Source organism: Kosakonia sp. AG348 (assembly GCF_003337365.1).
Classification (GTDB): domain Bacteria; phylum Pseudomonadota; class Gammaproteobacteria; order Enterobacterales; family Enterobacteriaceae; genus Kosakonia.
Window position 1 is genome coordinate 17,568 of sequence record NZ_QPJR01000013.1, and the last position, 23,321, is coordinate 40,888.

At 55.6% G+C, this 23,321-nt stretch carries 22 protein-coding genes; 16 read left to right on the plus strand and 6 right to left on the minus strand.

Going from position 1 to position 23,321, the window contains the following annotated elements; all coding sequences use genetic code 11:
- Positions 1-50 precede the first annotated feature (50 nt).
- Both fsa and DFO56_RS22545 read left to right on the plus strand, forming a co-directional pair.
- Positions 51-713 (plus strand): fructose-6-phosphate aldolase, encoded by a 663-nt coding sequence (fsa, locus tag DFO56_RS22540; protein WP_020455967.1) that lies wholly within the window; start codon positions 51-53, stop codon positions 711-713.
- Positions 714-724: 11 nt separating this feature from the next.
- Positions 725-1,828, plus strand: coding sequence for a glycerol dehydrogenase (locus DFO56_RS22545; RefSeq protein WP_045512293.1), 1,104 nt, complete (start codon positions 725-727; stop codon positions 1,826-1,828).
- Between the two features lie 218 nt (positions 1,829-2,046).
- On the opposite strand, the gene metF is transcribed toward DFO56_RS22545, so the two are convergent.
- From metF to metB, 3 genes are all read right to left on the minus strand, one after another.
- Positions 2,047-2,937, minus strand: coding sequence for a methylenetetrahydrofolate reductase (gene metF, locus DFO56_RS22550; RefSeq protein WP_017459628.1), 891 nt, complete (start codon positions 2,935-2,937; stop codon positions 2,047-2,049).
- Positions 2,938-3,144: 207 nt separating this feature from the next.
- Positions 3,145-5,577 (minus strand): bifunctional aspartate kinase/homoserine dehydrogenase II, encoded by a 2,433-nt coding sequence (locus DFO56_RS22555; protein ID WP_045512296.1) that lies wholly within the window; start codon positions 5,575-5,577, stop codon positions 3,145-3,147.
- A 2-nt stretch (positions 5,578-5,579) separates the two neighbouring features.
- Positions 5,580-6,740: a cystathionine gamma-synthase gene (gene metB / locus DFO56_RS22560; protein ID WP_045512299.1), complete on the minus strand. Its 1,161-nt coding sequence runs from the start codon at positions 6,738-6,740 to the stop codon at positions 5,580-5,582.
- A 262-nt stretch (positions 6,741-7,002) separates the two neighbouring features.
- Between metB and metJ the strand changes: the two genes are divergently transcribed.
- On the plus strand, positions 7,003-7,320 hold the full coding sequence (metJ, locus tag DFO56_RS22565) for a met regulon transcriptional regulator MetJ (RefSeq protein ID WP_007369220.1): 318 nt from the start codon (positions 7,003-7,005) through the stop codon (positions 7,318-7,320).
- 314 nt (positions 7,321-7,634) lie between these two features.
- Here metJ and rpmE read toward each other — a convergent pair whose 3' ends face one another.
- Positions 7,635-7,847, minus strand: a complete 213-nt coding sequence (gene rpmE / locus DFO56_RS22570) for a 50S ribosomal protein L31 (protein WP_007369223.1) — start codon at positions 7,845-7,847, stop codon at positions 7,635-7,637.
- 207 nt (positions 7,848-8,054) lie between these two features.
- Here rpmE and priA point away from each other — a divergent pair, with 207 nt between their 5' ends.
- The 7 genes from priA to rraA all read left to right on the plus strand — a co-directional run bounded on the left by priA (position 8,055) and on the right by rraA (position 16,052).
- Entirely contained in the window at positions 8,055-10,247 is a 2,193-nt protein-coding gene (gene priA / locus DFO56_RS22575) for a primosomal protein N' (RefSeq protein WP_020455962.1), read from the plus strand.
- Between the two features lie 124 nt (positions 10,248-10,371).
- On the plus strand, positions 10,372-11,397 hold the full coding sequence (cytR, locus tag DFO56_RS22580; RefSeq protein WP_045512302.1) for a DNA-binding transcriptional regulator CytR: 1,026 nt from the start codon (positions 10,372-10,374) through the stop codon (positions 11,395-11,397).
- A gap of 94 nt (positions 11,398-11,491) precedes the next feature.
- Complete coding sequence (ftsN, locus tag DFO56_RS22585) at positions 11,492-12,514, plus strand: cell division protein FtsN (RefSeq protein ID WP_072051649.1); 1,023 nt, start codon at positions 11,492-11,494, stop codon at positions 12,512-12,514.
- Between the two features lie 92 nt (positions 12,515-12,606).
- The gene (hslV, locus tag DFO56_RS22590; protein WP_020455959.1) at positions 12,607-13,137 is read left to right on the plus strand and encodes an ATP-dependent protease subunit HslV; all 531 of its coding nucleotides are present in this window, start codon (positions 12,607-12,609) and stop codon (positions 13,135-13,137) included.
- A 9-nt stretch (positions 13,138-13,146) separates the two neighbouring features.
- Positions 13,147-14,478 carry an HslU--HslV peptidase ATPase subunit gene (gene hslU, locus DFO56_RS22595; protein WP_020455958.1) on the plus strand — a complete coding sequence of 444 codons (1,332 nt, stop codon included), beginning with the start codon at positions 13,147-13,149 and terminating at the stop codon, positions 14,476-14,478.
- A 66-nt stretch (positions 14,479-14,544) separates the two neighbouring features.
- Positions 14,545-15,474 carry a 1,4-dihydroxy-2-naphthoate polyprenyltransferase gene (gene menA, locus DFO56_RS22600; protein WP_045512307.1) on the plus strand — a complete coding sequence of 310 codons (930 nt, stop codon included), beginning with the start codon at positions 14,545-14,547 and terminating at the stop codon, positions 15,472-15,474.
- A gap of 92 nt (positions 15,475-15,566) precedes the next feature.
- Positions 15,567-16,052, plus strand: coding sequence for a ribonuclease E activity regulator RraA (gene rraA, locus DFO56_RS22605; protein WP_020455956.1), 486 nt, complete (start codon positions 15,567-15,569; stop codon positions 16,050-16,052).
- Positions 16,053-16,224: 172 nt separating this feature from the next.
- Here rraA and zapB read toward each other — a convergent pair whose 3' ends face one another.
- Positions 16,225-16,470 (minus strand): septal ring assembly protein ZapB, encoded by a 246-nt coding sequence (gene zapB / locus DFO56_RS22610; protein WP_086873298.1) that lies wholly within the window; start codon positions 16,468-16,470, stop codon positions 16,225-16,227.
- A 495-nt stretch (positions 16,471-16,965) separates the two neighbouring features.
- Here zapB and DFO56_RS22615 point away from each other — a divergent pair, with 495 nt between their 5' ends.
- The 4 genes from DFO56_RS22615 to fpr all read left to right on the plus strand — a co-directional run bounded on the left by DFO56_RS22615 (position 16,966) and on the right by fpr (position 21,303).
- Positions 16,966-17,814, plus strand: coding sequence for an MIP/aquaporin family protein (locus tag DFO56_RS22615; RefSeq protein ID WP_017459641.1), 849 nt, complete (start codon positions 16,966-16,968; stop codon positions 17,812-17,814).
- 21 nt (positions 17,815-17,835) lie between these two features.
- Positions 17,836-19,344, plus strand: coding sequence for a glycerol kinase GlpK (gene glpK, locus DFO56_RS22620; RefSeq protein ID WP_020455954.1), 1,509 nt, complete (start codon positions 17,836-17,838; stop codon positions 19,342-19,344).
- Between the two features lie 105 nt (positions 19,345-19,449).
- The gene (gene glpX / locus DFO56_RS22625; protein ID WP_017459643.1) at positions 19,450-20,460 is read left to right on the plus strand and encodes a class II fructose-bisphosphatase; all 1,011 of its coding nucleotides are present in this window, start codon (positions 19,450-19,452) and stop codon (positions 20,458-20,460) included.
- Between the two features lie 96 nt (positions 20,461-20,556).
- Entirely contained in the window at positions 20,557-21,303 is a 747-nt protein-coding gene (gene fpr / locus DFO56_RS22630) for a ferredoxin--NADP(+) reductase (protein WP_045512311.1), read from the plus strand.
- Here the strand turns inward: fpr and DFO56_RS22635 are convergent, their stop codons facing one another.
- Positions 21,304-21,723: a DUF805 domain-containing protein gene (locus tag DFO56_RS22635; RefSeq protein ID WP_045512314.1), complete on the minus strand. Its 420-nt coding sequence runs from the start codon at positions 21,721-21,723 to the stop codon at positions 21,304-21,306.
- Between the two features lie 113 nt (positions 21,724-21,836).
- Here DFO56_RS22635 and DFO56_RS22640 point away from each other — a divergent pair, with 113 nt between their 5' ends.
- Together DFO56_RS22640 and tpiA are read left to right on the plus strand one after the other, a co-directional pair.
- The gene (locus DFO56_RS22640) at positions 21,837-22,436 is read left to right on the plus strand and encodes a YiiQ family protein (protein ID WP_020455951.1); all 600 of its coding nucleotides are present in this window, start codon (positions 21,837-21,839) and stop codon (positions 22,434-22,436) included.
- A 107-nt stretch (positions 22,437-22,543) separates the two neighbouring features.
- Positions 22,544-23,311, plus strand: coding sequence for a triose-phosphate isomerase (tpiA, locus tag DFO56_RS22645; RefSeq protein ID WP_017459647.1), 768 nt, complete (start codon positions 22,544-22,546; stop codon positions 23,309-23,311).
- The last annotated feature ends 10 nt before the right edge of the window (positions 23,312-23,321 follow it).

Consider the following 23,321-nt stretch of genomic DNA (forward strand, 5'->3'; position numbering starts at 1 on the left):
ACAACCCGCGCTCTTATGCTGTGTGCAGAAACGCTATATGAGGAAGCATGATGGAACTGTATCTCGACACCGCAAACGTAGCGGAAGTGGAGCGCCTGGCGCGGATTTACCCACTGGCGGGTGTAACCACCAATCCAAGCATTATCGCCGCCGGTAAAGACTCCCTGTGGGACGTATTGCCACGCCTGCAGCGCGTTATTGGCCCACAAGGAACGCTGTTTGCCCAGGTGATGAGCCGCGAAGCGGATGGCATGGTGGCGGAGGCCAAACGCCTCAATAACGCCGTGCCGGATATTGTGGTCAAAATTCCGGTCACTGCTGAAGGCCTGGCCGCCATCAAACAACTGAAAAAAGAGGGCATTGTCACGCTGGGTACGGCAGTTTACAGCGCCGCGCAGGGGCTGCTTGCCGCGCTGGCGGGCGCAAAATATGTCGCCCCGTATGTTAACCGCGTCGATGCACAGGGCGGAGACGGGATCCGCATGGTGCAGGAGCTGCAAACCCTGCTGAAACTCCATGCGCCAGAGAGCAAAGTGCTGGCCGCGAGTTTTAAAACGCCGCGCCAGGCACTGGAGTGTTTGTTGGTCGGATGCGAAGCGATCACGCTCCCATTAGATGTAGCGCAACAAATGCTCAATACACCCGCAGTAGAGTCAGCCATTGAGAAGTTTGAACAGGACTGGAAAACAGCTTTTGGCAACCTCAACCTGTAAGGGGGTAGTATATGGACCGCATCATCCAGTCGCCGGGCAAGTATATCCAGGGTGCAGACGTTATCACCCGCCTCGGTGACTATCTCAAACCACTGGCCGATCGCTGGCTGGTGGTCGGTGACAAATTTGTTCTCGGTTTTGCGCAGGAAACGCTGCAAAAAAGCCTGGTGGATGCCGGGCTGGCCTGCGAAATCGCGCCGTTCGGCGGCGAATGTTCACAAAACGAAATTGACCGGCTGCGCGGTGTGGCAGAAAGCGCCCGCTGCGGCGCGGTACTCGGCATCGGCGGCGGCAAAACGCTGGATACTGCCAAAGCACTGGCGCATTTCATGCACGTGCCGGTGGCGATTGCCCCCACTATCGCATCGACCGATGCGCCCTGTAGCGCGCTGTCGGTTATCTACACCGACAGTGGTGAGTTCGACCGTTATTTGCTGCTGCCCAACAACCCGGATCGGGTGATTGTCGACACCAAAATTGTCGCCGGAGCCCCTGCGCGTTTGCTGGCAGCCGGGATTGGTGATGCACTCTCGACCTGGTTTGAAGCGCGTGCTTGTTCACGCAGCGGCGCAAAAACCATGGCGGGCGGTCAATGTACGCAATCCGCCCTCGCGCTGGCGGAGCTGTGTTACAACACGCTACTTGAAGAGGGTGAAAAAGCGATGTTCGCCGCCGAACAGCATGTGGTGACGCCTGCGCTGGAGCGCGTGGTGGAAGCCAATACCTACCTCAGCGGTGTCGGTTTTGAGAGTGGCGGTCTGGCGGCAGCACACGCCATTCATAACGGCATCACGGCAATTCCGGAAGCGCATCATTACTACCATGGCGAAAAAGTGGCGTTTGGCACCTTAACTCAACTGGTACTGGAAAACGCGCCGCTGGAAGAGATCGAAACCGTCGCCGCCCTGTGTCATACCGTGGGTTTGCCAATTACGCTGGCGCAACTGGGGATTAAAACTGACATTCCAGAGAAAATGCGCATCGTGGCGCAGGCTGCCTGTGCACAAGGGGAAACCATTCACAATATGCCGGGCGGTGCGACACCGGATCAGGTCTATGCCGCGCTACTGGTCGCCGATCAGTACGGGCAGCGTTTTCTTGAAGAGTGGGAATAGCGCTCAGGTTTACAGTGGGTGGCTCTGATTGCACCCTCACGGGGAGTATCAAGCGCCTAAAAAGCGTCTCTGCCAACCCTGTGAGATATAAATCCAAAACAAGGCAGAGCTAAAATCGGTTGATGACCACGCGCATACATAAGGCGTGGTTTTCAGTCAGCCATAAAAAAGCCGGATCGCAATCCGGCTTTTCTTTAATTTTTCCACTGCGAGGATTCTTACACTGCCGGGCGAACGCCCAGCGTGTGGCAAATGGCGTAACTCATTTCGGCGCGGTTCAGCGTATAGAAGTGGAAATCTTTCACCCCTTCGCGGCTTAAAATTTTCACCATATCCATGGCGATATTCGCGCCCACCAGCTTGCGGGTTTCCGCGTCGTCATCCAGGCCGTCGAACATCTGCGACATCCACGCCGGGATACGCACATTGGTCATATCGGCGAATTTTTTCGCCTGTTTAAAGTTGGAGACCGGCAGGATGCCCGGCACGATCTCAACATCAATACCGGTCGCCGCGCAGCGATCGCGAAAGCGCAGATAGCTTTCCACATCAAAGAAAAACTGCGTAATCGCGCGGCTCGCGCCCGCATCCACTTTACGTTTCAGGTTCAGCAGATCGGCCTGTGCGCTTTTCGCTTCCGGATGAACTTCCGGGTAAGCGGCGACGGAGATATCAAAATCGGCGACCTCTTTTAACAACGTCACCAGATCGGCGGCGTACATATCCGGCTTACCGCCGCCCGGGGGTAAATCACCGCGCAGCGCCACAATGTGGCGGATGCCGTTGTTCCAGTAATCCTGCGCGATAGTGCGCAACTCGTCACGTGTGGCATCGATGCAGGTCAAATGCGGCACCGCTTCCAGCCCGGTGCGATCTTTGATGCCTTTAATGATGCTGTGTGTGCGATCGCGCTCGCCCGAATTTGCACCGTAAGTTACCGAAACAAATTTCGGCTTCAGGCTGCTTAAACGATCGATGGAGTGCCATAAGGTCTGTTCCATTTCACTGGTGCGCGGCGGGAAAAATTCAAAGGAAACATTAATCTGGCCGTGAACTTCCGCCAGGCTCTGATTCAGGGCTTCCCGCTGATTGGCGTGAAAAAAGCTCATACCTTACCTCATCAATCGCATGTCATTGTCTGTTGTTTTGTGAACTTCTATACGTTTAGACGTCCAGATGTAAAAATGACGGAAAACGATCGGGGCGTCAACAGGAAAATCACTATTCTGGGTGAGGAATGTTCAGCGAAGATGAAAAAAGTTCATGATGCCGCAAAGCATCCTCTCCCGGTTCAGGGAGAGGATAAAAGAAAGGAACTACAGTAACTGTGCGAGGCGATTGATATCCGACTGGATAGCGCCAGCGGTCACATCGCGCCCCGCGCCCGGCCCGCGGATCACCAGCGGGTTATCGCGGTACCAGCGGCTTTCAATGGCGAAGACGTTATCCCCCGGCAAAACCGCCGCCAGCGGGTGTTCCGGGCGAACGGCCTCAACACCGACGCGCGCTTTACCGTTAGCATCAAAACGCGCCACATAACGCAGCACCAGCCCCATTTCGCGGGCGGCTTCCAAGCGCTGCACCATCTGATCATTCAGCTCATCGCCATTTTCAAAGAAGTGATCGACCGATCCCTCTTCGCAACCCGCAGGCACTAAAGACTCTACGCGTACCTGGTCTGGTTCGATGTCGTAACCTGCCTCGCGGGCGAGGATCACCAGCTTGCGCATCACATCTTTGCCGGAAAGGTCAACGCGCGGATCCGGCTCGGTCAACCCTTGCTGCCAGGCCTGATCCACTAAATCGGTAAACGGTACGGTGCCGTCGAATTGCAGGAACAGCCAGGAGAGCGTACCGGAGAAAATTCCGCTGATCGCCAGAATCGAATCTCCGCTTTCACGCAGATCGCGCACGGTATGATTCACCGGCAGACCGGCGCCAACAGTGGCGTTATACAACCAGCGGCGACCGGTTTTTTCGAACGCATCGTGGATCTGACGATAGGTATCGGTTGTGCTGGCTCCGGCCAGTTTGTTGGCGCTGATCACATGGAAGCCGTGGCTGGCGAAATCCAGATACTGCTCCGCCAGCTGCGAGCTTGCGGTGACATCCAGCACCACCAGATCGTCGTACGGATGGGCGCGCATCCACAAAAACAGCGACTCCTCATCCTGCTCCACCGCTTCATCGTTAAAGAACGCCAGCGCACGGCTGGCATCCAGCCCGTCATAGCTCAGCAAACTGCGGCGGCTATCCACCACGCCCGCCAGCACAAATTCAAAACCGGTACGCGCCGACAACGCGCTCTGCTCGCGCGAGAACAGCTCCAGCCAGCGGGAACCAATATTGCCTTTACCAAACAGCACCAGACCTATGCGTTTCTCCGCGCGGAACAGCGACTGGTGCAGCCCCTGAATAAGGCTTTCCGTTGGGCCAACGCGCAGCACGGCGACCAGGCTAATACCTTCGTCAGATTGCCAGATAAACTCCACCGGCTGGCCTTTAAGCTGCTGCCAGAAACGGTGGCTGTGCAACGGATTGCGACAAACACCCGCACCAACCATCGCTACCAGCGCCAACCCCTGACGCAAACGCAATTCGCCCGGCAAACCGGCTTCATCAAGCAGTTTAAAGACGCTATCGACCACTTCTGAGGTGTAGCAAAGCTGCAGCAGGTTGCGGTCAGCATGTGCGCCAACCGCCAGCGGGCGTACCTGCGCACGTTTAAGGATCAGGTCAATCTCTTTGTGCGCCAGTTTGAAGTCCTGCCCGGACGGTACAACGAATTCAATCAGGCAGACGTCATCATGGCTGGTGACAATCCGCGCCCCGGTGCCGGAAGCCAGCACGCGTTCAATGCGTGTCGACCCCTGTTCCGGGTGGTAACTACAGCGCAATTGCAGATCGATATTGCTGCCGGAGACCGGTTGTAGCGTGCGCGCATGCAGCACCGGTGCCGCCAGACGTGCCAGCTCGCTGGCTTCATCAAGGCGCAGCAGCGGTAACAGGCAGGCATCTTTCACCTTACGCGGGTCCGCGCTGTAAACACCGGCCACGTCACTCCAGATGGTTACGCGGGTAACATCGCCCAGCGCGCCAATTTGCGTGGCCGAGTAGTCCGAACCGTTACGCCCCAACAGCACAGTTTCACCGGCTTCGTTGCGGCTGATAAAGCCCGTCACCACAATACGTTTGCCCGGATACTGCGCCAGCTGTTGTTGCAGCAGCGGATAAGACGCACCTTCATTTACCTGCGGCTGTGCCGCGCGTTCGGCACGCAGGAAATCGCGGGCATCCAGCCAGGCGGCATCCAGACCTTGCTGGTTCAGCACAGCGGCCATTAAACGCGCCGACCAGATTTCACCATGGCCAACTACTTCGGCGTAAACCGCGTCGGTGATGCCGCCATCCAGCAGCACCGCCAGATGTTCAAGGTCGTGAATAAACTCGCTGGTCAGACCGTCGGCGATAGCGGCGGGCAACAGCCCGCTGATTAAATCACTCTGGTAACGACGCAGCGATTGTTGAACCTGATGCGCAGAAAGCCTGTCAGTCTGGCTCAATTTCAGCCAGTTGATCAGCTGGTTGGTGGTGCTGCCTGCGGCCGAGACAACCATCATGTCGCCCGGTTGTGAATACTCCGCCATGATCCCTGCGACACGCAGGTAACATTTCACATCCGCCAGACTACTCCCACCAAATTTGTGCAGCTGACGAGCCTTCGTCCCTGCCTGCGCAATCACACTCATGTTTACCCCTCAGCTGCGACCCGGAAGCCATTTTCCAGATCGGCAATTAGATCTTCACTGTCTTCAATACCGGTTGAGATACGCAATAGCGTCTCAGAAATTCCCGCTGCGACGCGCGCTTCCGGCGCCATGCCTGCGTGGGTCATTGTCGCGGCGTGGGAGATTAAACTTTCAACCCCGCCTAATGATTCCGCCAGCGTAAACAACGATAGACCACTTAAGAAACGACGCAGCGTTTGTTCGTCGCCATCCAGCTCAAAACTTAACATCGCGCCAAAGCCTTTTTGTTGACGCGCAGCAATCTCATGCCCCTGATTATCCGGCAGAGACGGGTGGTACAGTTTTTTCACCAACGGCTGTTTTTGCAGGAAATCGACGATCGCCTGAGCATTACGCTGCGCCACTTCCATGCGCGGCGACAACGTACGCAGACCGCGCAACAGCAGATAGCTGTCGAAGGCGCTGCCGGTGACGCCAATGTTATTCGCCCACCATGCCAGTTCGGTGACAGTCGCCTCATCTTTCGCAATCACCACGCCCGCCACCACATCGGAATGGCCGTTGAGATATTTGGTGCAGGAGTGCAGCACCAAATCCGCGCCCAGCGCCAGCGGGTTTTGCAGGGCCGGGCTCAGGAACGTATTATCCACCACGCTGATTGCGCCAGCTTCACGCGCAAGCTGGCAGATTTTCGCGATATCCACAACGCGCAACAGCGGGTTGCTTGGGCTTTCGACCAGCACCAGCTTCGGTTGTTCCGCCAGCGCCGCTTTCAATGCCTGCTCATCGCCCTGATCAACAAATTTCACCCGGTAGCAACCGCGTTTCGCCAGACTATCGAACAGGCGATAGCTACCGCCATAGCAGTCGTGCGGCGCAACCAGCAGATCGCCTGGTTTGAGAAAGACGGTCGTCACCAGATGAATTGCCGACATGCCGGTATTGGTCAATACCGCGCCCGCGCCACCTTCCAGTTCTGCCAGCGCACGCTGAACCACATCACGCGTTGGGTTGCCGCGACGCGAATAGTCATGCGCACGGGGTTCGTTAAAGCCGGTGAAATTATAAGTACTGGAGAGATGAATAGGCGGGACAACGCAACCGTACTGCTCGTCATCGTTCAATCCGCTACGCACTGCGATGGTGGCCTGTTTACGCGTCATGGTGAAGGCTTCCTGGCTTAATGGATGAAAAGTCTCACGACAGAGTAAACATTGCGAAAATAGACGTCAATACATCTGGACATCTAAACTTCTTTGCGTATAGATTGAGCAAAAGTACAATAGCCGTTAAAATTATACGCTTTAGTACCGGTAGCTGAGCGATACACCGTGTCACCATGTTGACTCTACGGTAAACTACGCGGAATTACGGCCCGGCGGTGTCCGGGTTTAGACTAATGACTGAGAGGATTAAAGGTATCTCATGGCTGAATGGAGCGGCGAATATATCAGCCCATACGCTGAGCACGGCAAGAAGAGTGAGCAAGTAAAAAAAATTACGGTTTCCATTCCTCTTAAGGTGTTAAAAATCCTCACCGATGAACGTACCCGTCGTCAGGTGAACAACTTGCGTCACGCCACCAACAGTGAACTGTTGTGTGAAGCGTTTTTGCATGCGTTTACCGGTCAACCCCTGCCGAACGATGAAGACCTGCGTAAAGAGCGCAGCGACGAAATCCCGGAAGAGGCGAAAGTGATTATGCGTGAACTGGGGATCGACCCGGATACGTGGGAATACTGATCGCAATAAAAAAGGGCGGAAGATATCTTCCGCCCTTTTTGTTTCAATCTGTTTATCTTATCGGCTCACTCAGAAGCGCGTCACTTCCGGGTGCACTTCCGCCAGCGAGAGCAGGTAAGACATAAATACGTTTTTCACAACCGTCAGCAAATCGCTCATTTTTTTCGCTCAATGTCACAGGAATGGATGGCGAAAAGCATATGCTCGCTTTTTAAGCAGAGCAATATTTTTGTGACTTTTATCACAAAAAAGCACCCCTTCGGCAAAACGCAGAGACAAAAAAAGCGCCTTTCGGCGCTTTTTTCTTTGGCAACTTATTTGCTGCCCGGGATGCTGAAGCGTTTGTTGAAACGCTCAACACGACCACCGGTATCAACAACACGTTGTTTACCAGTAAAGAACGGGTGGCATTTGCCGCATACGTCCAGGTTCAGGTCGTGACCCACGGTGGAGTGGGTTTTGATCACGTTACCGCAAGAACAGGTTGCAGTAATCGCTACATAATTCGGGTGAATACCTTTTTTCATGGGAAACCTCAGTTTAAGGCCGCGTCGCTCTTCCAGCCCTAACGCCAGACACCACGCGAGTTAATATGTAAGTGTATCTTTGGCACGTTCAAAACGCATCAAAGGCGGCGAATCATACAGAAATTAGCCAGCACATGCAAACTGATCCGCTCGCCGGTAGCAACAATGTGTATACTATCCCGCCAGTTTTCAAGTCAGGATGATGAGATGCCCGTCGCCCGCGTTGCGCTATCTGTACCGTTGCCCCGCACGTTCGATTACCTGTTGCCGGATGAGATGTCCGCGCGCGCGGGTTGTCGCGTGCGTGTGCCGTTTGGTAACCAGCACCGCGTCGGCATTGTGCTGTCAGTGGGCGACGAAAGCGAGCTGCCGCTGGCCGATCTCAAGAGCGTGGAAGAGGTGCTCGACAGCGAACCGGTTTTTTCCCCGGCGGTCTGGCGGTTATTGCTGTGGGCTGCGGATTATTACCACCATCCGATCGGGGATGTGTTATTCAACGCCCTTCCCGTTCTGCTGCGCCAGACTAAGCCCGCCAGCGCGGAGTTCCAGGGCTACTGGTTTGCGACCGAGCAGGGCCAGGCGATGGACATCAACCGCGTCAAATCAGCCAAACAACAACAGGCGCTCTCGGCGCTGCGAAAAGGCAAAATCTGGCAGCATCAACTGGCAGCGCTGGATCTGAAAAGCGTTACCCTGCAAGCGCTGCGCGCCAAAGGGCTGGCGGAGATGAACAGCGAAACACCAGCCTTTAATGACTGGCGCACGACATTTTCCGTAAGCGGCGACCGACTGCGCCTGAACACAGAGCAAGCCACCGCCGTTGGCGCTATTCACAGCGCAGCGGATCGCTTTTCCGCCTGGTTACTGGCGGGCGTGACCGGTTCCGGTAAAACAGAAGTCTATTTAAGCGTGCTGGAAAACGTGCTGGCGCAGGGAAAGCAGGCGCTGGTGATGGTGCCGGAAATTGGTCTGACACCGCAAACTATCGCCCGTTTTCGCGAGCGCTTTAACGCGCCAGTTGAAGTGCTGCACTCCGGGCTGAACGACAGCGAACGCCTGATCACATGGCAAAAAGCAAAGAGCGGTGAAGCGGCGATTGTGATCGGCACACGCTCATCGCTGTTTACCCCGTTTAAGAACCTTGGCGTGATCGTCATCGACGAAGAGCATGACAGCTCCTATAAACAGCAGGAAGGCTGGCGTTATCACGCCCGCGATCTGGCGGTTTACCGCGCTCACAGTGAGCAGATCCCGATCATTCTTGGCTCGGCAACACCTGCGCTGGAAACCCTGCACAACGTGCGGTCACGCAAATACCATCTGCTGCGCCTGACCCGCCGGGCTGGCCACGCGCGACCCGCGATGCAGCATGTGCTGGATCTGAAAGGCCAGCCGTTACAGGCCGGCCTGGCTCCGGCGCTCATCAACCGTATGCGCCAGCATTTACAGGCGGGAAATCAGGTTATTTTGTTCCTTAACCGCCGTGGTTTTTCGCCTGCATTGCTGTGTCATGACTGCGGCTGGATAGCGGAATGCCCGCGCTGCGACCACTATTACACCTTCCACCAGGCGCAGCAGCATTTGCGCTGTCACCACTGCGACAGCCAGCGCCCGGTGCCGCGCCAGTGTCCGTCCTGCGGTTCAACACATTTATTGCCTGTTGGCCTTGGCACTGAACAGCTGGAACACGCGTTAACGCCGATGTTTCCCGGTGTGCCGCTATCACGCATTGACCGCGATACCACCAGCCGCAAAGGCGCGCTGGAGCAGCATCTTGCCGAAGTACATCGCGGCGGTGCGCGCATTCTGATTGGCACGCAAATGCTGGCAAAAGGCCACCACTTCCCGGATGTCACGCTGGTTGCGCTGCTGGATGTCGACGGCGCGTTATTTTCGGCAGATTTCCGCGCTGCCGAGCGTTTCGCCCAGCTTTATACCCAGGTTTCCGGCCGTGCCGGGCGCGCAGGCAAACAGGGCGAAGTGGTACTGCAAACGCACCACCCGGAACATCCGCTTCTGCAAACGCTGCTGCATAAAGGCTATGACACCTTCGCGGAACAGGCGCTGGCGGAGCGGCAAACCATGCAATTGCCGCCGTGGACCAGCCATGTGCTGATCCGCGCGGAAGATCAGAACAACCAGCACGCGCCGCTGTTTCTGCAACAGCTTAAAAATCTGCTGCAAGCCAGCCCACTGGCGGACAACCAGCTCTGGATCCTGGGCCCGGTTCCGGCGCTGGCGGCCAAACGCGCCGGGCGTTACCGCTGGCAGTTGCTGCTACAACATCCTTCCCGTATTCGCCTGCAGCATATCGTCACCGGCGCGCTGGCCCTGATTAACACCCTGCCGGACGCTCGGCGGGTGAAATGGGTGCTGGATGTCGACCCGATTGAAAGTTAAGGCTGCGAGCCGGCGTATAAAATTCAACTTTCATCACACTTTTCATGAAAATTCTGTAACCGGTGCGCTTAACTATCTGATAAAAATGTGACAACGCCTGCGCCGTGCATGCGAGGAGAACAAGGTGAAACCCAAAAATCAGGTTGCGGCAGCGACCATGAAAGATGTTGCCATGAAAGCAAAGGTTTCGACGGCAACTGTGTCACGTGCATTAATGAACCCGGAAAAAGTGTCGCAGGCTACCCGCAATCGGGTGGAACAAGCGGCAATGGAAGTGGGTTATTTGCCTCAATCGATGGGACGCAACGTCAAACGCAATGAATCACGCACACTGCTGGTGATTGTGCCGGATATTTGCGATCCCTTTTTCAGCGAGATTATTCGCGGCATTGAAGTGACCGCCGCGGAACACGGCTATCTGGTGCTGATTGGCGACTGCGCCCATCAAAATCAGCAGGAAAAAACCTTTATCGACCTGATTATCACCAAGCAAATCGACGGCATGCTGCTGCTCGGCTCGCGTTTGCCGTTTGACGCCAGCATTGAAGAGCAACGCAATTTGCCGCCAATGGTGATGGCTAACGAATTCGCGCCGGAGCTGGAGTTGCCGACGGTGCATATTGATAACCTGACCGCCGCCTTTAATGCCGTCAATTATTTGCAGGAACAGGGTCACCAGCGAATCGGTTGTATCGCCGGTCCGGAAGAGATGCCGCTGTGCCATTACCGCTTGCAGGGCTATGTTCAGGCGCTGCGCCGCTCTGGCGTGACCGTTGATCCGCATTACATCACGCGCGGCGATTTCACTTTTGAGGCGGGCGCGCGGGCGTTGGATCAGTTATTGATGCTACCGAAGCCGCCAACGGCCGTGTTCTGTCACAGCGATGTGATGGCGCTTGGCGCCCTGTCGCAAGCTAAACGCCGGGGTTTGAAAGTACCGGACGACTTATCGATCATCGGCTTTGATAACATTTCCCTGGCTGAATTCAGCGACCCGCCGTTGACCACCGTTTCGCAACCGCGTTATCAGATTGGTCGCGAAGCCATGTTATTGCTGCTGGAGCAGTTGCAGGGGCATAACGTAAGCAGCGGTTCGCGCTTGCTGGAGTGTGAATTGATCCTGCGCGGCAGCACCCGGGCGCTGAAGTAAAGGCGCGGCCTTTCAGACGCCCTCTTCTGGTCAAAACCCCGTCGCTTAAGTAACATGGCGGGCTGATAAACGAAATAAATACAGCGAAACGATAGTGGCACAACGAGATTATGTACGCCGCAGCCAGTCGGCTCCTGCGCGGCGAAAGACGAGTAACTCAAGGAAAAAACAGCGCAGCAAGTCTGCGGTCTCTCCAGCTATGGTCGCCATTGCGGCCGCCGTGCTGGTCGCCTTTATCGGTGGTTTGTACTTTATTACGCACCACAAAAAAGAAGAATCCGAGTCACTGCAAAACCAGAAAATGACCGGCAACGGCCTGCCGCCGAAACCGGAAGAGCGCTGGCGCTACATTAAAGAGCTGGAAAGCCGCCAGCCTGGCGTACGAGCGCCAACCGAGCCGACGGCCGGTGGTGAAGTGCAAAAACCGGAGCAGTTGACCGACGAACAGCGCCAGCTTTTAGCGCAGATGCAGGCCGACATGCGCCAGCAGCCGACGCAGCTCAACGAAGTGCCGTGGAACGAACAGACGCCGGAGCAACGCCAGCAAACGCTGCAACGTCAGCGCCAGGCGCAGCAACAGGTGCAGATGCAACAGCAGCAACAGCAGTGGACGCAGTCGCAGCCGGTACAAGCACAGCAGCCGCGCACGCAACCGCGCGTGACGGAGCAGCCGGTGCAGCAGCAGGCGCGTACTACGCAAACCACGCCACCGCCGCGCCAGACGCAAAGCACAACGCAGCAAAAACCGGCCACCTCGCAACCGTATCAGGATCTGCTGCAAACGCCGCCGCATACCGCTGCGTCACAGCCGAAAACGCAACAAGCCGCTCCGGTGACGCGTGAAGTGGAAACGCCGAAGGCGCAACCGCAAACGGCTGAGAAAAAGGACGATCGCCGCTGGCTTATCCAGTGCGGTTCGTTTAAAGGCCAGGATCAGGCAGAAACCGTACGTGCACAGCTGGCATTTGAAGGTTTCGACTCGCGTATTACCAGCAACAACGGCTGGAATCGCGTGGTGATGGGCCCGGTGAAAGGCAAAGAGAGCGCCGATGCCACCATCAGCCGCCTGAAAATGGCCGGTCACGCAAACTGCATCCGTCTTGCCGCCGGGGGTTGAAACCCCTAAAACACCCCCCATTTATAATTGCATTCTGCCCCGTACTCCGTGCGGGGCGCTGTATTGTGCATTCGTAACCAAGGGGTCTGCTCGTGACAACAATCGTAAGCGTACGCCGTAACGGCCATGTCGTTATCGCCGGTGATGGCCAGGCCACACTGGGCAACACCGTAATGAAAGGCAACGTGAAAAAAGTTCGCCGCCTGTATAACGACAAAGTCATTGCGGGCTTTGCCGGCGGCACGGCCGATGCCTTCACTCTGTTTGAATTATTCGAACGCAAACTGGAAATGCACCAGGGTCATCTGGTGAAAGCGGCTGTCGAGCTGGCAAAGGACTGGCGCACCGATCGCATGCTGCGCAAGCTGGAAGCACTGTTGGCAGTTGCCGACGAAACCGCGTCGCTGATCATCACCGGTAACGGCGATGTGATCCAGCCGGAAAATGACCTGATCGCCATCGGTTCCGGCGGGCCATACGCCCAGGCCGCTGCCCGCGCGTTGCTGGAAAACACCGAGCTTGGCGCACGCGAAATTGCTGAGAAGGCGTTGGGGATTGCAGGCGATATCTGCATCTACACCAACCACTTCCACACCATCGAAGAATTAGCCTATAAAGCGTAAGGATCTCCCATGTCTGAAATGACCCCACGCGAAATTGTCAGCGAACTGGACAAACACATTATCGGCCAGGACGCGGCGAAGCGTTCTGTGGCGATTGCCCTGCGTAACCGCTGGCGCCGCATGCAGCTTGATGAAGAGCTGCGCCATGAAGTCACGCCGAAAAACATTCTGATGATTGGCCCAACCGGCGTCGGTAAAACCGAAATCGCCCGCCGCCTGGCAAAACTGGCCAATGCGCCGTTTATCAAAGTTGAAGCGACCAAGTTCACCGAAGTCGGCTACGTTGGGAAAGAAGTGGATTCTATCATCCGCGATCTGACCGATGCGGCAGTGAAAATGGTGCGTAGTCAGTCGATCGAGAAAAACCGCTACCGCGCGGAAGAGATGGCCGAAGAGCGCATTCTCGACGTGCTGATCCCACCAGCGAAAAACAACTGGGGCCAGCCGGAACAAGCCGCTGAACCATCCGCTGCGCGCCAGTCTTTCCGCAAAAAACTGCGCGAAGGCCAGCTCGACGACAAAGAGATTGAAATCGATCTCGCTGCCGCGCCGATGGGCGTAGAAATTATGGCGCCTCCGGGCATGGAGGAAATGACCAATCAGCTCCAGTCCATGTTCCAGAACCTGGGCGGCCAGAAGCAGAAACCGCGTAAGCTGAAAATCAAAGACGCGATGAAGCTGCTGATTGAAGAAGAAGCGGCGAAACTGGTGAACCCGGAAGAGCTGAAACAGGACGCTATCGAAGCCGTTGAGCAGCACGGGATCGTGTTTATCGATGAGATCGACAAAATCTGTAAACGCGGTAACACTTCGGGCCCGGATGTTTCCCGCGAAGGTGTGCAGCGCGATCTGCTGCCGCTGGTGGAAGGCTGCACCGTATCGACCAAACACGGCATGGTGAAAACCGACCACATTCTGTTTATTGCCTCTGGCGCGTTCCAGATTGCCAGCCCGTCGGATCTGATCCCGGAACTGCAAGGCCGTTTGCCAATCCGCGTTGAGCTGAAAGCGTTAACCACGGAAGATTTCGAACGCATCCTGACCGAGCCAAACGCGTCTGTCACCGTACAGTACAAAGCGCTGATGGCGACCGAAGGCGTAAACATTGATTTCACCGAAGACGGCATCAAACGTATTGCTCAGGCCGCATGGCAGGTGAACGAAACCACCGAAAACATCGGTGCGCGTCGTTTGCATACGGTGCTGGAACGTCTGATGGAAGATATCTCCTATGACGCCAGCGATCTGGGCGGCGAGACGATCACCATTGATGCAGACTATGTGAGTAAGCACCTTGATGCTTTAGTGGCAGATGAAGATCTGAGCCGTTTTATCTTATAATCCCGGCCACAACGTTTTCATCACACTCGATGGGGGCTTTTGCCCCCATTTTTGTTGGCTGACCTTATGAACGAAACGCAATCTCTTAGCCTCACCCAGGCCTGGCTGGAAAGCCTGCGACCGAAAACATTACCGCTGGCTTTCGCCGCGATTGTCGTTGGCACAGTGCTGGCCTGGTGGCAGGGCTATTTTGATCCGCTGGTGGCGGTGCTCGCACTCATCACCGCCGGATTGCTGCAAATCCTCTCCAACCTCGCCAATGATTACGGCGATGCGGTCAAAGGCAGCGATAAACCGGATCGCATTGGTCCGTTGCGCGGCATGCAAAAAGGCGCCATTTCCCTTGCGCAGATGAAGCGCGCGCTGATGATTGTCATCGTGCTGAGTTGTATCTCCGGGCTGCTGCTGGTAACCGCGGCAACACAAACGATGGCGGATTTCATCGGTTTCCTTGCGCTCGGTGTGCTGTCGATTATTGCCGCCATTACCTACACCGTCGGCAAGCGTCCATACGGTTATCTTGGCCTTGGCGATATCTCCGTGCTGCTTTTCTTCGGCTGGATAAGCGTAATGGGTAGCTGGTATTTGCAGACGCATATGCTGATCCCGGCCGTTATTCTGCCCGCGACCGCCTGTGGTCTGCTGGCGACGGCGGTATTGAATATCAACAATCTGCGCGATATCGAAAGTGACCGCGAAAACGGCAAAAATACGCTTGTCGTCCGTTTAGGACCAATTAACGCACGCCGTTACCATGCTGGCCTGCTGGTTGGCGCGCTGTTATGCCTTGCGCTGTTTAACCTGTTTTCGCTGCAAAGCCTGTGGGGCTGGCTGTTTGTGCTGGCAGCACCACTGCTTATCAAACAGGCGCGCTTTGTGCTGCGCGAGCTCGACCCGCGCGCTATGCCGCCGATGCTGGAACGCACGGTAAAAGGTGCACTGTTAACTAATCTCTTGTTTGTATTAGGAATAATCTTCAGTCAAACGCATCTTTAACTGATAAATGTCAACGAACAATTGATGATTTTGCCAACAGCGCGTGATGCGCGATATACTGACGGTTCTCGCAGCAACTGAACGCTAATCCTATGAAATACGATACTTCTGAGCTTTGTGATATTTACCAGGAAGAGATCAACGTCGTGGAACCGCTGTTCTCCAATTTTGGCGGACGGTCGTCGTTTGGCGGACAAATCATCACGGTGAAATGTTTCGAGGATAACGGGTTGCTGTACGATCTGCTCGAACAAAACGGCCGTGGTCGCGTCCTGCTGGTCGACGGCGGTGGTTCAATGCGTCGTGCGTTAATCGACGCGGATCTCGCCCGCACTGCGGTGCAAAACGAGTGGGAAGGAATTGTTGTCTATGGCTCAGTACGCCAGGTAGACGATCTTGAAGAGCTGGATATTGGGATTCAGGCGATTGCCGCCATTCCGGTTGGCGCAGCGGGCGAAGGTATCGGCGAAAGCGACGTACGTGTCAATTTCGGCGGCGTGACCTTCTTCTCCGGCGACCATCTTTATGCGGATAGCACTGGCATTATCCTTTCCGAAGATCCCCTCGATATCGAGTAAAAAAAGGGCACCGTCAGGTGCCCTTTTTCTTTTTGCCGGATGGCGCTTCACTTATCCGACATCGCAGTACTTTCCCTGCCCATTTCGCGCTGTAGCTAAGCCCGTTTCTCCGGCAACGCCGTTACCGGGGTGAATACGCGCAGCCAGTGCCGCGACAGCACGAAAAGCGTAATCAGACTTCTTCCATACGCCCCAGCAGCGCCTGCAAGCGTTCCTGCCAGCCGTGCTGCTGCTCTCTCAGCTGGTGGTTTTCACGCTCCAGCTCTTCACGGCTCTGCTGAGCAGACTGTACGTCCTGCGCCAGGCTATTGTTTTTCTCTTTCAGCTCTTCGATTTCCATCTGCAGCAGCGTGATGGTATCAATCGCCTGCTGCACCTTCGCTTCCAGTTTTTCAAACACTTCTAATGACATTGTCATACCTCTCCTGAGTTGCAAGGCGCTGATGGATATACACTTAATATCTTCGCGTTGCAGGTGCGTCGCCGCTTTCTTGCAACCCGAATGATGCGTGTCTTTAAAAATCCCCGTCCCGAAAATCGGCGACGCCTTATGATATTGAGCGGATCTCGCTTGTCCCCGATTGTATGAAGCCCACCAGCCCCTGTCCAGCGCAGAGCCGCGCTGTTTGCGCTTTGCAACACTTTTCGTCCTCATCCTGGTGCAACGCGCACGCCTACCACTAAATTGTTAAGGCCTGGGTTACAAAAATGATTCAGCTCACATTTCGCTATGGTGCAAAAACGCGCTTCAGCGCTCGAAAACGCTCATTTTATTGACGCAGTACACACATTTTAATTTCGATATTTCTCGTTTTTGCTCGTTAACGATAAATTAACACTATGTCTACACGACATCATGGGGGAGCGATCGCCCGTGCTAACAATAACCATTACTCTTTTGCAGGATCCGATTATGAGTCAGACATCAACCTTAAAAGGCCAGTGCATCGCCGAGTTTCTCGGCACCGGGTTGTTGATTTTCTTCGGTGTCGGCTGTGTCGCGGCGTTGAAAGTGGCTGGCGCCACCTTCGGCCAATGGGAAATCAGTATCATCTGGGGTTTGGGTGTGGCGATGGCCATCTACCTGACTGCAGGGGTTTCCGGCGCACATCTGAACCCGGCTGTGACTATTGCATTATGGCTCTTCGCTAGTTTTGATGGGCGCAAAGTTGTTCCCTTCATCATTTCTCAGTTTGCCGGCGCGTTTTGCGCGGCTGCACTTGTTTACGGGCTTTACTACAATCTTTTCCTCGATTTCGAACACACGCACAATATGGTGCGCGGCAGTGTTGAAAGTCTTGATCTGGCTGGTATTTTCTCTACCTACCCGAACCCGCACATCAACTTTGTGCAGGCCTTCGCCGTTGAAATGGTGATTACCGCTGTGCTGATGGGCGTCATCATGGCGTTAGGTGACGACGGCAACGGTATTCCGCGCGGCCCCCTGGCACCCTTGCTCATCGGTTTGTTGATTGCGGTTATCGGTGCATCCATGGGGCCACTGACGGGATTCGCCATGAACCCGGCGCGTGACCTTGGACCGAAAACGTTCGCCTGGCTTGCTGGCTGGGGCAACGTTGCCTTTACCGGCGGCAAAGATATTCCCTACTTCCTCGTCCCGCTGTTCGGGCCGATCGTAGGCGCGGCGCTCGGCGCATTCGGTTATCGTAAACTGATTGGTCGCCATCTGCCGTCTGGAACCAGTGAGGCGGCAGAAGAAAAAGGCACCGCCTCCACGACTCAACAAAAAGCTTCGCTGTAATGTGACTACGGGAACATAACCATGACTGACAAAAAATATATCGTTGCGCTCGACCAGGGCACTACCAGCTCCCGCGCCGTCGTGATGGATCATGACGCCAACATCATCAGCGTCTCACAGCGCGAGTTTGAACAAATTTATCCGAAGCCAGGCTGGGTTGAGCACGACCCGATGGAGATCTGGGCATCGCAGAGCTCAACGCTGGTCGAAGTGTTAGCGAAAGCGGATATCAATTCCGACGAGATCGCCGCTATCGGTATCACTAACCAGCGTGAAACCGCGATCGTCTGGGAACGTGAAACCGGCAAGCCAATTTATAACGCCATCGTCTGGCAGTGTCGCCGCACCGCCGATATTTGCGAAAAACTGAAGCGCGACGGCATGGAAGAGTATGTGCGCAACGCCACGGGTCTGGTGGTTGACCCGTATTTTTCTGGCACCAAAGTGAAATGGATCCTCGACCACGTTGAAGGCTCTCGCGAACGTGCGAAACGCGGCGAATTGCTGTTCGGTACTGTTGATACCTGGCTTATCTGGAAAATGACCCAGGGCCGCGTTCACGTGACGGATTACACCAACGCCTCGCGTACCATGCTATTCAACATCCACGAGCTGGACTGGGATGACAAGATGCTGGAGGCGCTGGATATTCCGCGCGCCATGCTGCCAGAAGTACGTAAATCGTCTGAAGTTTACGGTCAGACCAACATTGGTGGTAAAGGCGGTACACGTATTCCTATCGCCGGGATCGCGGGCGACCAGCAGGCGGCGCTGTTTGGCCAGCTATGCGTGAAAGAAGGGATGGCGAAAAACACCTATGGTACCGGCTGCTTTATGCTGATGAACACCGGCGAGAAAGCGGTGAAATCTGAGCATGGTCTGCTGACCACTATCGGCTGCGGTCCGAAAGGTGAAGTGAACTACGCGCTGGAAGGTGCGGTGTTTATGGCGGGGGCGTCAATTCAGTGGTTGCGCGACGAGATGAAACTTATCAGCGACGCGTTCGACTCCGAATATTTCGCCACCAAAGTGAAAGATACCAACGGTGTGTACGTAGTACCCGCCTTTACCGGTCTGGGCGCACCGTACTGGGATCCGTATGCGCGCGGTGCTATTTTCGGTCTGACCCGTGGCGTCAACGCGAACCACATCATCCGCGCTACGCTTGAGTCTATCGCCTTCCAGACACGCGATGTACTGGAAGCGATGCAGGCGGATTCCGGCATTCGTTTACACGCGCTGCGCGTGGATGGTGGCGCAGTTGCCAACAACTTCCTGATGCAGTTCCAGTCTGACATTCTCGGCACGCGCGTAGAGCGTCCGGAAGTACGTGAAGTTACGGCGCTGGGCGCGGCGTACCTGGCGGGTCTTGCGGTTGGTTTCTGGCAGAATCTGGATGAGCTGCAAGAAAAAGCGGTTATCGAACGCGAATTCCGCCCGGGTATCGAAACCACCGAGCGTAACTTCCGCTACGACGGCTGGAAAAAAGCCGTCAAACGCGCGATGGCGTGGGAAGAGCGTGACGAGTAATTAGCCTCAACCTTGCCCTCTCTCCCCGGAGAGAGGGTGCTCTACCAACCCTCCTCTTCTCGCTGTGATAAACTTCGCTCAATTTCTTTCACTATAGAGTTTGTTATGAGACGAGAACTTGCCATCGAATTCTCCCGCGTGACCGAAGCCGCAGCGCTGGCTGGCTACAAATGGCTGGGGCGTGGCGATAAAAACACCGCGGATGGCGCGGCGGTTAACGCTATGCGCATCATGCTCAACAATGTCGACATAGACGGCACCATCGTGATTGGCGAAGGCGAGATCGACGAAGCGCCGATGCTGTTTATCGGTGAAAAAGTCGGCACCGGTAAAGGCGATGCGGTCGATATTGCCGTTGATCCGATCGAAGGGACGCGCATGACGGCGATGGGCCAAGCCAACGCGCTGGCGGTGCTGGCGGTCGGCGATAAGGGCTGTTTCCTGAATGCGCCGGATATGTACATGGAAAAACTGATTGTCGGTCCTGGTGCGAAAGGCGCTATCGATCTCAATCTGCCGCTGGCCGATAACCTGCGTAATGTCGCCGCTGCGCTCGGCAAACCGCTGAGCGAACTGACGGTCACCATTCTGGCTAAACCACGCCACGACGCGACTATTGCCGAGATGCAGGCGCTGGGCGTACGTGTTTTCGCGATTCCCGATGGCGATGTTGCCGCCTCCATCCTCACCTGTATGCCGGATAGCGAAGTGGATGTCCTGTACGGTATTGGCGGTGCGCCGGAAGGTGTGGTTTCCGCGGCGGTCATCCGCGCGCTTGATGGCGATATGCAGGGCCGTCTGCTGGCGCGCCATCAGGTGAAAGGCGATAACGAAGAGAACCGTCGTATTGGCGAATATGAGTTAAAACGCTGCCGCGGTATGGGGATTGAAGCGGGCAATGTGCTGCGTCTGGATGAAATGGCGCGCAGCGACAATGTTATTTTCGCCGCTACCGGCATTACCAAAGGCGACCTGCTGGACGGCATCACCCGTAAGGGCAATATCGCCACCACCGAAACGCTGCTGATCCGCGGCAAATCGCGCACCATTCGCCGTATTCAGTCTATTCACTATCTGGATCGTAAAGACCCGGAAGTGCAGCGTCATATACTGTAAGGGTATTTGTTCAATTGAGCTTTCCGGCCTTCACGGGCTGGAAATCTCGCACGACAGACACGAAGATAAGGCAACGCTACAGAACAGGAGAAAACCATGGCGGACTGGGTAACAGGAAAAGTCACAAAGGTGCAGTTCTGGACCGATGCGCTATTCAGCCTCACCGTTCATGCCCCCGTTCACCCCTTCACTGCCGGACAATTCGCCAAACTTGGGCTGGAAATTGACGGCGAGCGCGTCCAGCGCGCCTACTCATACGTGAACGCCCCGAGCAATCCCGATCTGGAGTTCTACCTTGTCACCGTGCCGGAAGGGAAACTTAGCCCGCGCCTGGCCGCACTCCAGCCGGGAGACGAGGTGTTACTGGTGAGCGAAGCGGCGGGGTTCTTCGTGCTGGAAGAAGTGCCGGACTGCGACACTTTGTGGATGCTGGCAACCGGCACCGCGATTGGGCCGTACTTGTCGATGTTGCAGGAAGGCAAAGATCTGGAGCGTTTCAAAAACCTGGTGCTGGTACATGCGGTGCGCTACGCGGCGGATTTAAGTTATTTACCGCTAATGCTGGAGCTGCAAAAACGTTATGAAGGGAAACTGCGGATTCAGACGGTGGTCAGCCGGGAAACCCTTTCCGGTTCGCTGACCGGGCGCGTTCCGACGTTGATTGAAAGCGGTGCGCTGGAAGAAGCGGTCGGGCTGCCGATGACAGCGGAGACCAGCCATGTGATGCTGTGCGGCAACCCGCAGATGGTGCGCGATACCACACAGTTACTGAAAGATACCCGCCAGATGGCGAAACATCTGCGCCGCCGCCCCGGGCATATCACCGCCGAACACTACTGGTGATCAGCGGTATTTCACATCCAGTGTCTCTTTGCCGTACTTATTTTCCCCCTGGGTGCCCACAAATGCGCCCAGGTCGATGACCATCATGACAATAATCACCACCGGGATCAGACGCCCCACCGTCCACTCCAGCGTACCGCCCAGTACCTGCCAGTTGCCCGACAACAGCATCCACGCCAGCACCAGCAAAAAACCCCACGCGCCGTGACGCCCCCGGTCATGCAGACGTTTTACCATCACGCAGGTTGTCGGCCAGATCAGACACACAAGGATAAATGCCGCCATCTGAAAATCGAGCATGCCGCCGTTGGCGAGCGTGAACAGCATCGTCATACTCAATAGCCAGAGGATCATCCAGACCCAAAAATCGCGACGCCCAATGCGCCCTTTAAAAGAGAACAACCACTGCTGTATGCCCATGTAAGGTTCCTTATTATCGTAGTGCCGCGTAGTTTACCCTGGCGGCGGGAGTTTTTGACAAGCCAGCCCGATATCGTTTTAATCGTGAGCAAACTCAACAGAGGGCGATGTGAATGAAAGCATGGCGTTATCCCATTTGGCTGCTCTTTTCCGCGCTGGTTTTCAGCATACCGGCTCATGCAGAAGAGCCGTCGACCGCCACCACTGCGCCCTATTTATTGCCGGGCGCGCCGACATTTGATCAGTCGATTAGTCAGTTTCGCGAAAAATTCAACACCGATAACCCGACGCTGGCGCTCAGTGAATTTCGCGCGGTAGATAGCCGGGGCGATCAGGCGAACCTGACGCGCGCAGCCACGAAAATCAATGATTACCTCTACGCCTCGACGGCGCTGGAGCGCGGTACGCTGAAAATCAAATCGATGCAGATAACCTGGCTGCCAGTGCAAGGTCCAGAGCAAAAAGCGGCGAAAGCAAAAGCTCAGGAGTATATGGCGGCGTTTATCCGCGCCTTTTCACCGACGTTAACCGCCGCACAAAGTACGCAAAAGCTGCAAAAGTTGCTGACTAACGGCAAAAACAAACCTTACTACGCCGAAACGGAAGGCGCGATTCGCTATGTGGTAGCAGACAACGGTGAAAAAGGGCTGACCTTCGCTGTTGAACCGATTAAGCTGACGCTATCTGATTCGCTGGAAGAGAACAATAAATGACAAAAAGCAAAGCCTTTCAGGGGATGAATCTCTATACTGTTTCACAGACCATGCTGCCCTGAGGGGCGGCCATATTCCTTAATTCGCCAAGCGCGTGGAGAGTAAAAATGCGACATCCTTTAGTGATGGGTAACTGGAAACTGAACGGCAGCCGCCACATGGTAAACGAACTGGTTGCAAACCTGCGTACCGAGCTGGCTGGCGTAACGGGTTGTGCTGTCTCAATCGCTCCGCCGGAAATGTACCTCGATCTGGCTAAACATGCCGCTGACGGCAGCCACATCGTACTGGGCGCGCAAAACGTTGACGTTAACCTGTCTGGCGCATTCACCGGCGAAACCTCTGCCGAAATGCTGAAAGATATTGGTGCGAAATACATCATCATCGGCCACTCTGAGCGCCGTACTTACCACAAAGAATCCGACGAGTTGATCGCGAAGAAATTTGCCGTGCTGAAAGCGCAGGGTCTGACGCCGGTTCTGTGCATCGGTGAAACCGAAGCAGAAAACGAAGCCGGTAAAACCGAAGAAGTATGCGCACGTCAGATCGACGCCGTGCTGAAAACGCAGGGTGCTGCGGCATTCGAAGGCGCGGTAATTGCCTACGAACCGGTTTGGGCTATCGGTACCGGCAAATCCGCGACCCCGGCACAGGCACAGGCTGTTCACAAATTTATCCGTGACCACATTGCAAAAGCCGACGCGAAAGTGGCTGAACAAGTGATCATTCAGTACGGCGGTTCCGTTAACGCTGGCAACGCAGCTGAGCTGTTCACCCAGCCGGATATCGACGGCGCACTGGTTGGCGGCGCATCCCTGAAAGCTGACGCTTTCGCGGTGATCGTTAAAGCGGCAGAAGCTGCAAAACAGGCGTAATTCTGTTTTA

Excerpts from the sequence above, each read along its gene's own strand:
- fsa (WP_020455967.1), top strand. The coding sequence starts at position 51 with ATGGAACTGTATCTCGACACCGCAAACGTAGCGGAAGTGGAGCGCCTG.
- DFO56_RS22545 (WP_045512293.1), top strand. The coding sequence starts at position 725 with ATGGACCGCATCATCCAGTCGCCGGGCAAGTATATCCAGGGTGCAGAC.
- metF (WP_017459628.1), bottom strand. The coding sequence starts at position 2,937 with ATGAGCTTTTTTCACGCCAATCAGCGGGAAGCCCTGAATCAGAGCCTG.
- DFO56_RS22555 (WP_045512296.1), bottom strand. The coding sequence starts at position 5,577 with ATGAGTGTGATTGCGCAGGCAGGGACGAAGGCTCGTCAGCTGCACAAA.
- metB (WP_045512299.1), bottom strand. The coding sequence starts at position 6,740 with ATGACGCGTAAACAGGCCACCATCGCAGTGCGTAGCGGATTGAACGAT.
- metJ (WP_007369220.1), top strand. The coding sequence starts at position 7,003 with ATGGCTGAATGGAGCGGCGAATATATCAGCCCATACGCTGAGCACGGC.
- rpmE (WP_007369223.1), bottom strand. The coding sequence starts at position 7,847 with ATGAAAAAAGGTATTCACCCGAATTATGTAGCGATTACTGCAACCTGT.
- priA (WP_020455962.1), top strand. The coding sequence starts at position 8,055 with ATGCCCGTCGCCCGCGTTGCGCTATCTGTACCGTTGCCCCGCACGTTC.
- hslU (WP_020455958.1), top strand. The coding sequence starts at position 13,147 with ATGTCTGAAATGACCCCACGCGAAATTGTCAGCGAACTGGACAAACAC.
- menA (WP_045512307.1), top strand. The coding sequence starts at position 14,545 with ATGAACGAAACGCAATCTCTTAGCCTCACCCAGGCCTGGCTGGAAAGC.
- rraA (WP_020455956.1), top strand. The coding sequence starts at position 15,567 with ATGAAATACGATACTTCTGAGCTTTGTGATATTTACCAGGAAGAGATC.
- zapB (WP_086873298.1), bottom strand. The coding sequence starts at position 16,470 with ATGACAATGTCATTAGAAGTGTTTGAAAAACTGGAAGCGAAGGTGCAG.
- DFO56_RS22615 (WP_017459641.1), top strand. The coding sequence starts at position 16,966 with ATGAGTCAGACATCAACCTTAAAAGGCCAGTGCATCGCCGAGTTTCTC.
- glpK (WP_020455954.1), top strand. The coding sequence starts at position 17,836 with ATGACTGACAAAAAATATATCGTTGCGCTCGACCAGGGCACTACCAGC.
- glpX (WP_017459643.1), top strand. The coding sequence starts at position 19,450 with ATGAGACGAGAACTTGCCATCGAATTCTCCCGCGTGACCGAAGCCGCA.
- fpr (WP_045512311.1), top strand. The coding sequence starts at position 20,557 with ATGGCGGACTGGGTAACAGGAAAAGTCACAAAGGTGCAGTTCTGGACC.
- DFO56_RS22635 (WP_045512314.1), bottom strand. The coding sequence starts at position 21,723 with ATGGGCATACAGCAGTGGTTGTTCTCTTTTAAAGGGCGCATTGGGCGT.
- DFO56_RS22640 (WP_020455951.1), top strand. The coding sequence starts at position 21,837 with ATGAAAGCATGGCGTTATCCCATTTGGCTGCTCTTTTCCGCGCTGGTT.
- tpiA (WP_017459647.1), top strand. The coding sequence starts at position 22,544 with ATGCGACATCCTTTAGTGATGGGTAACTGGAAACTGAACGGCAGCCGC.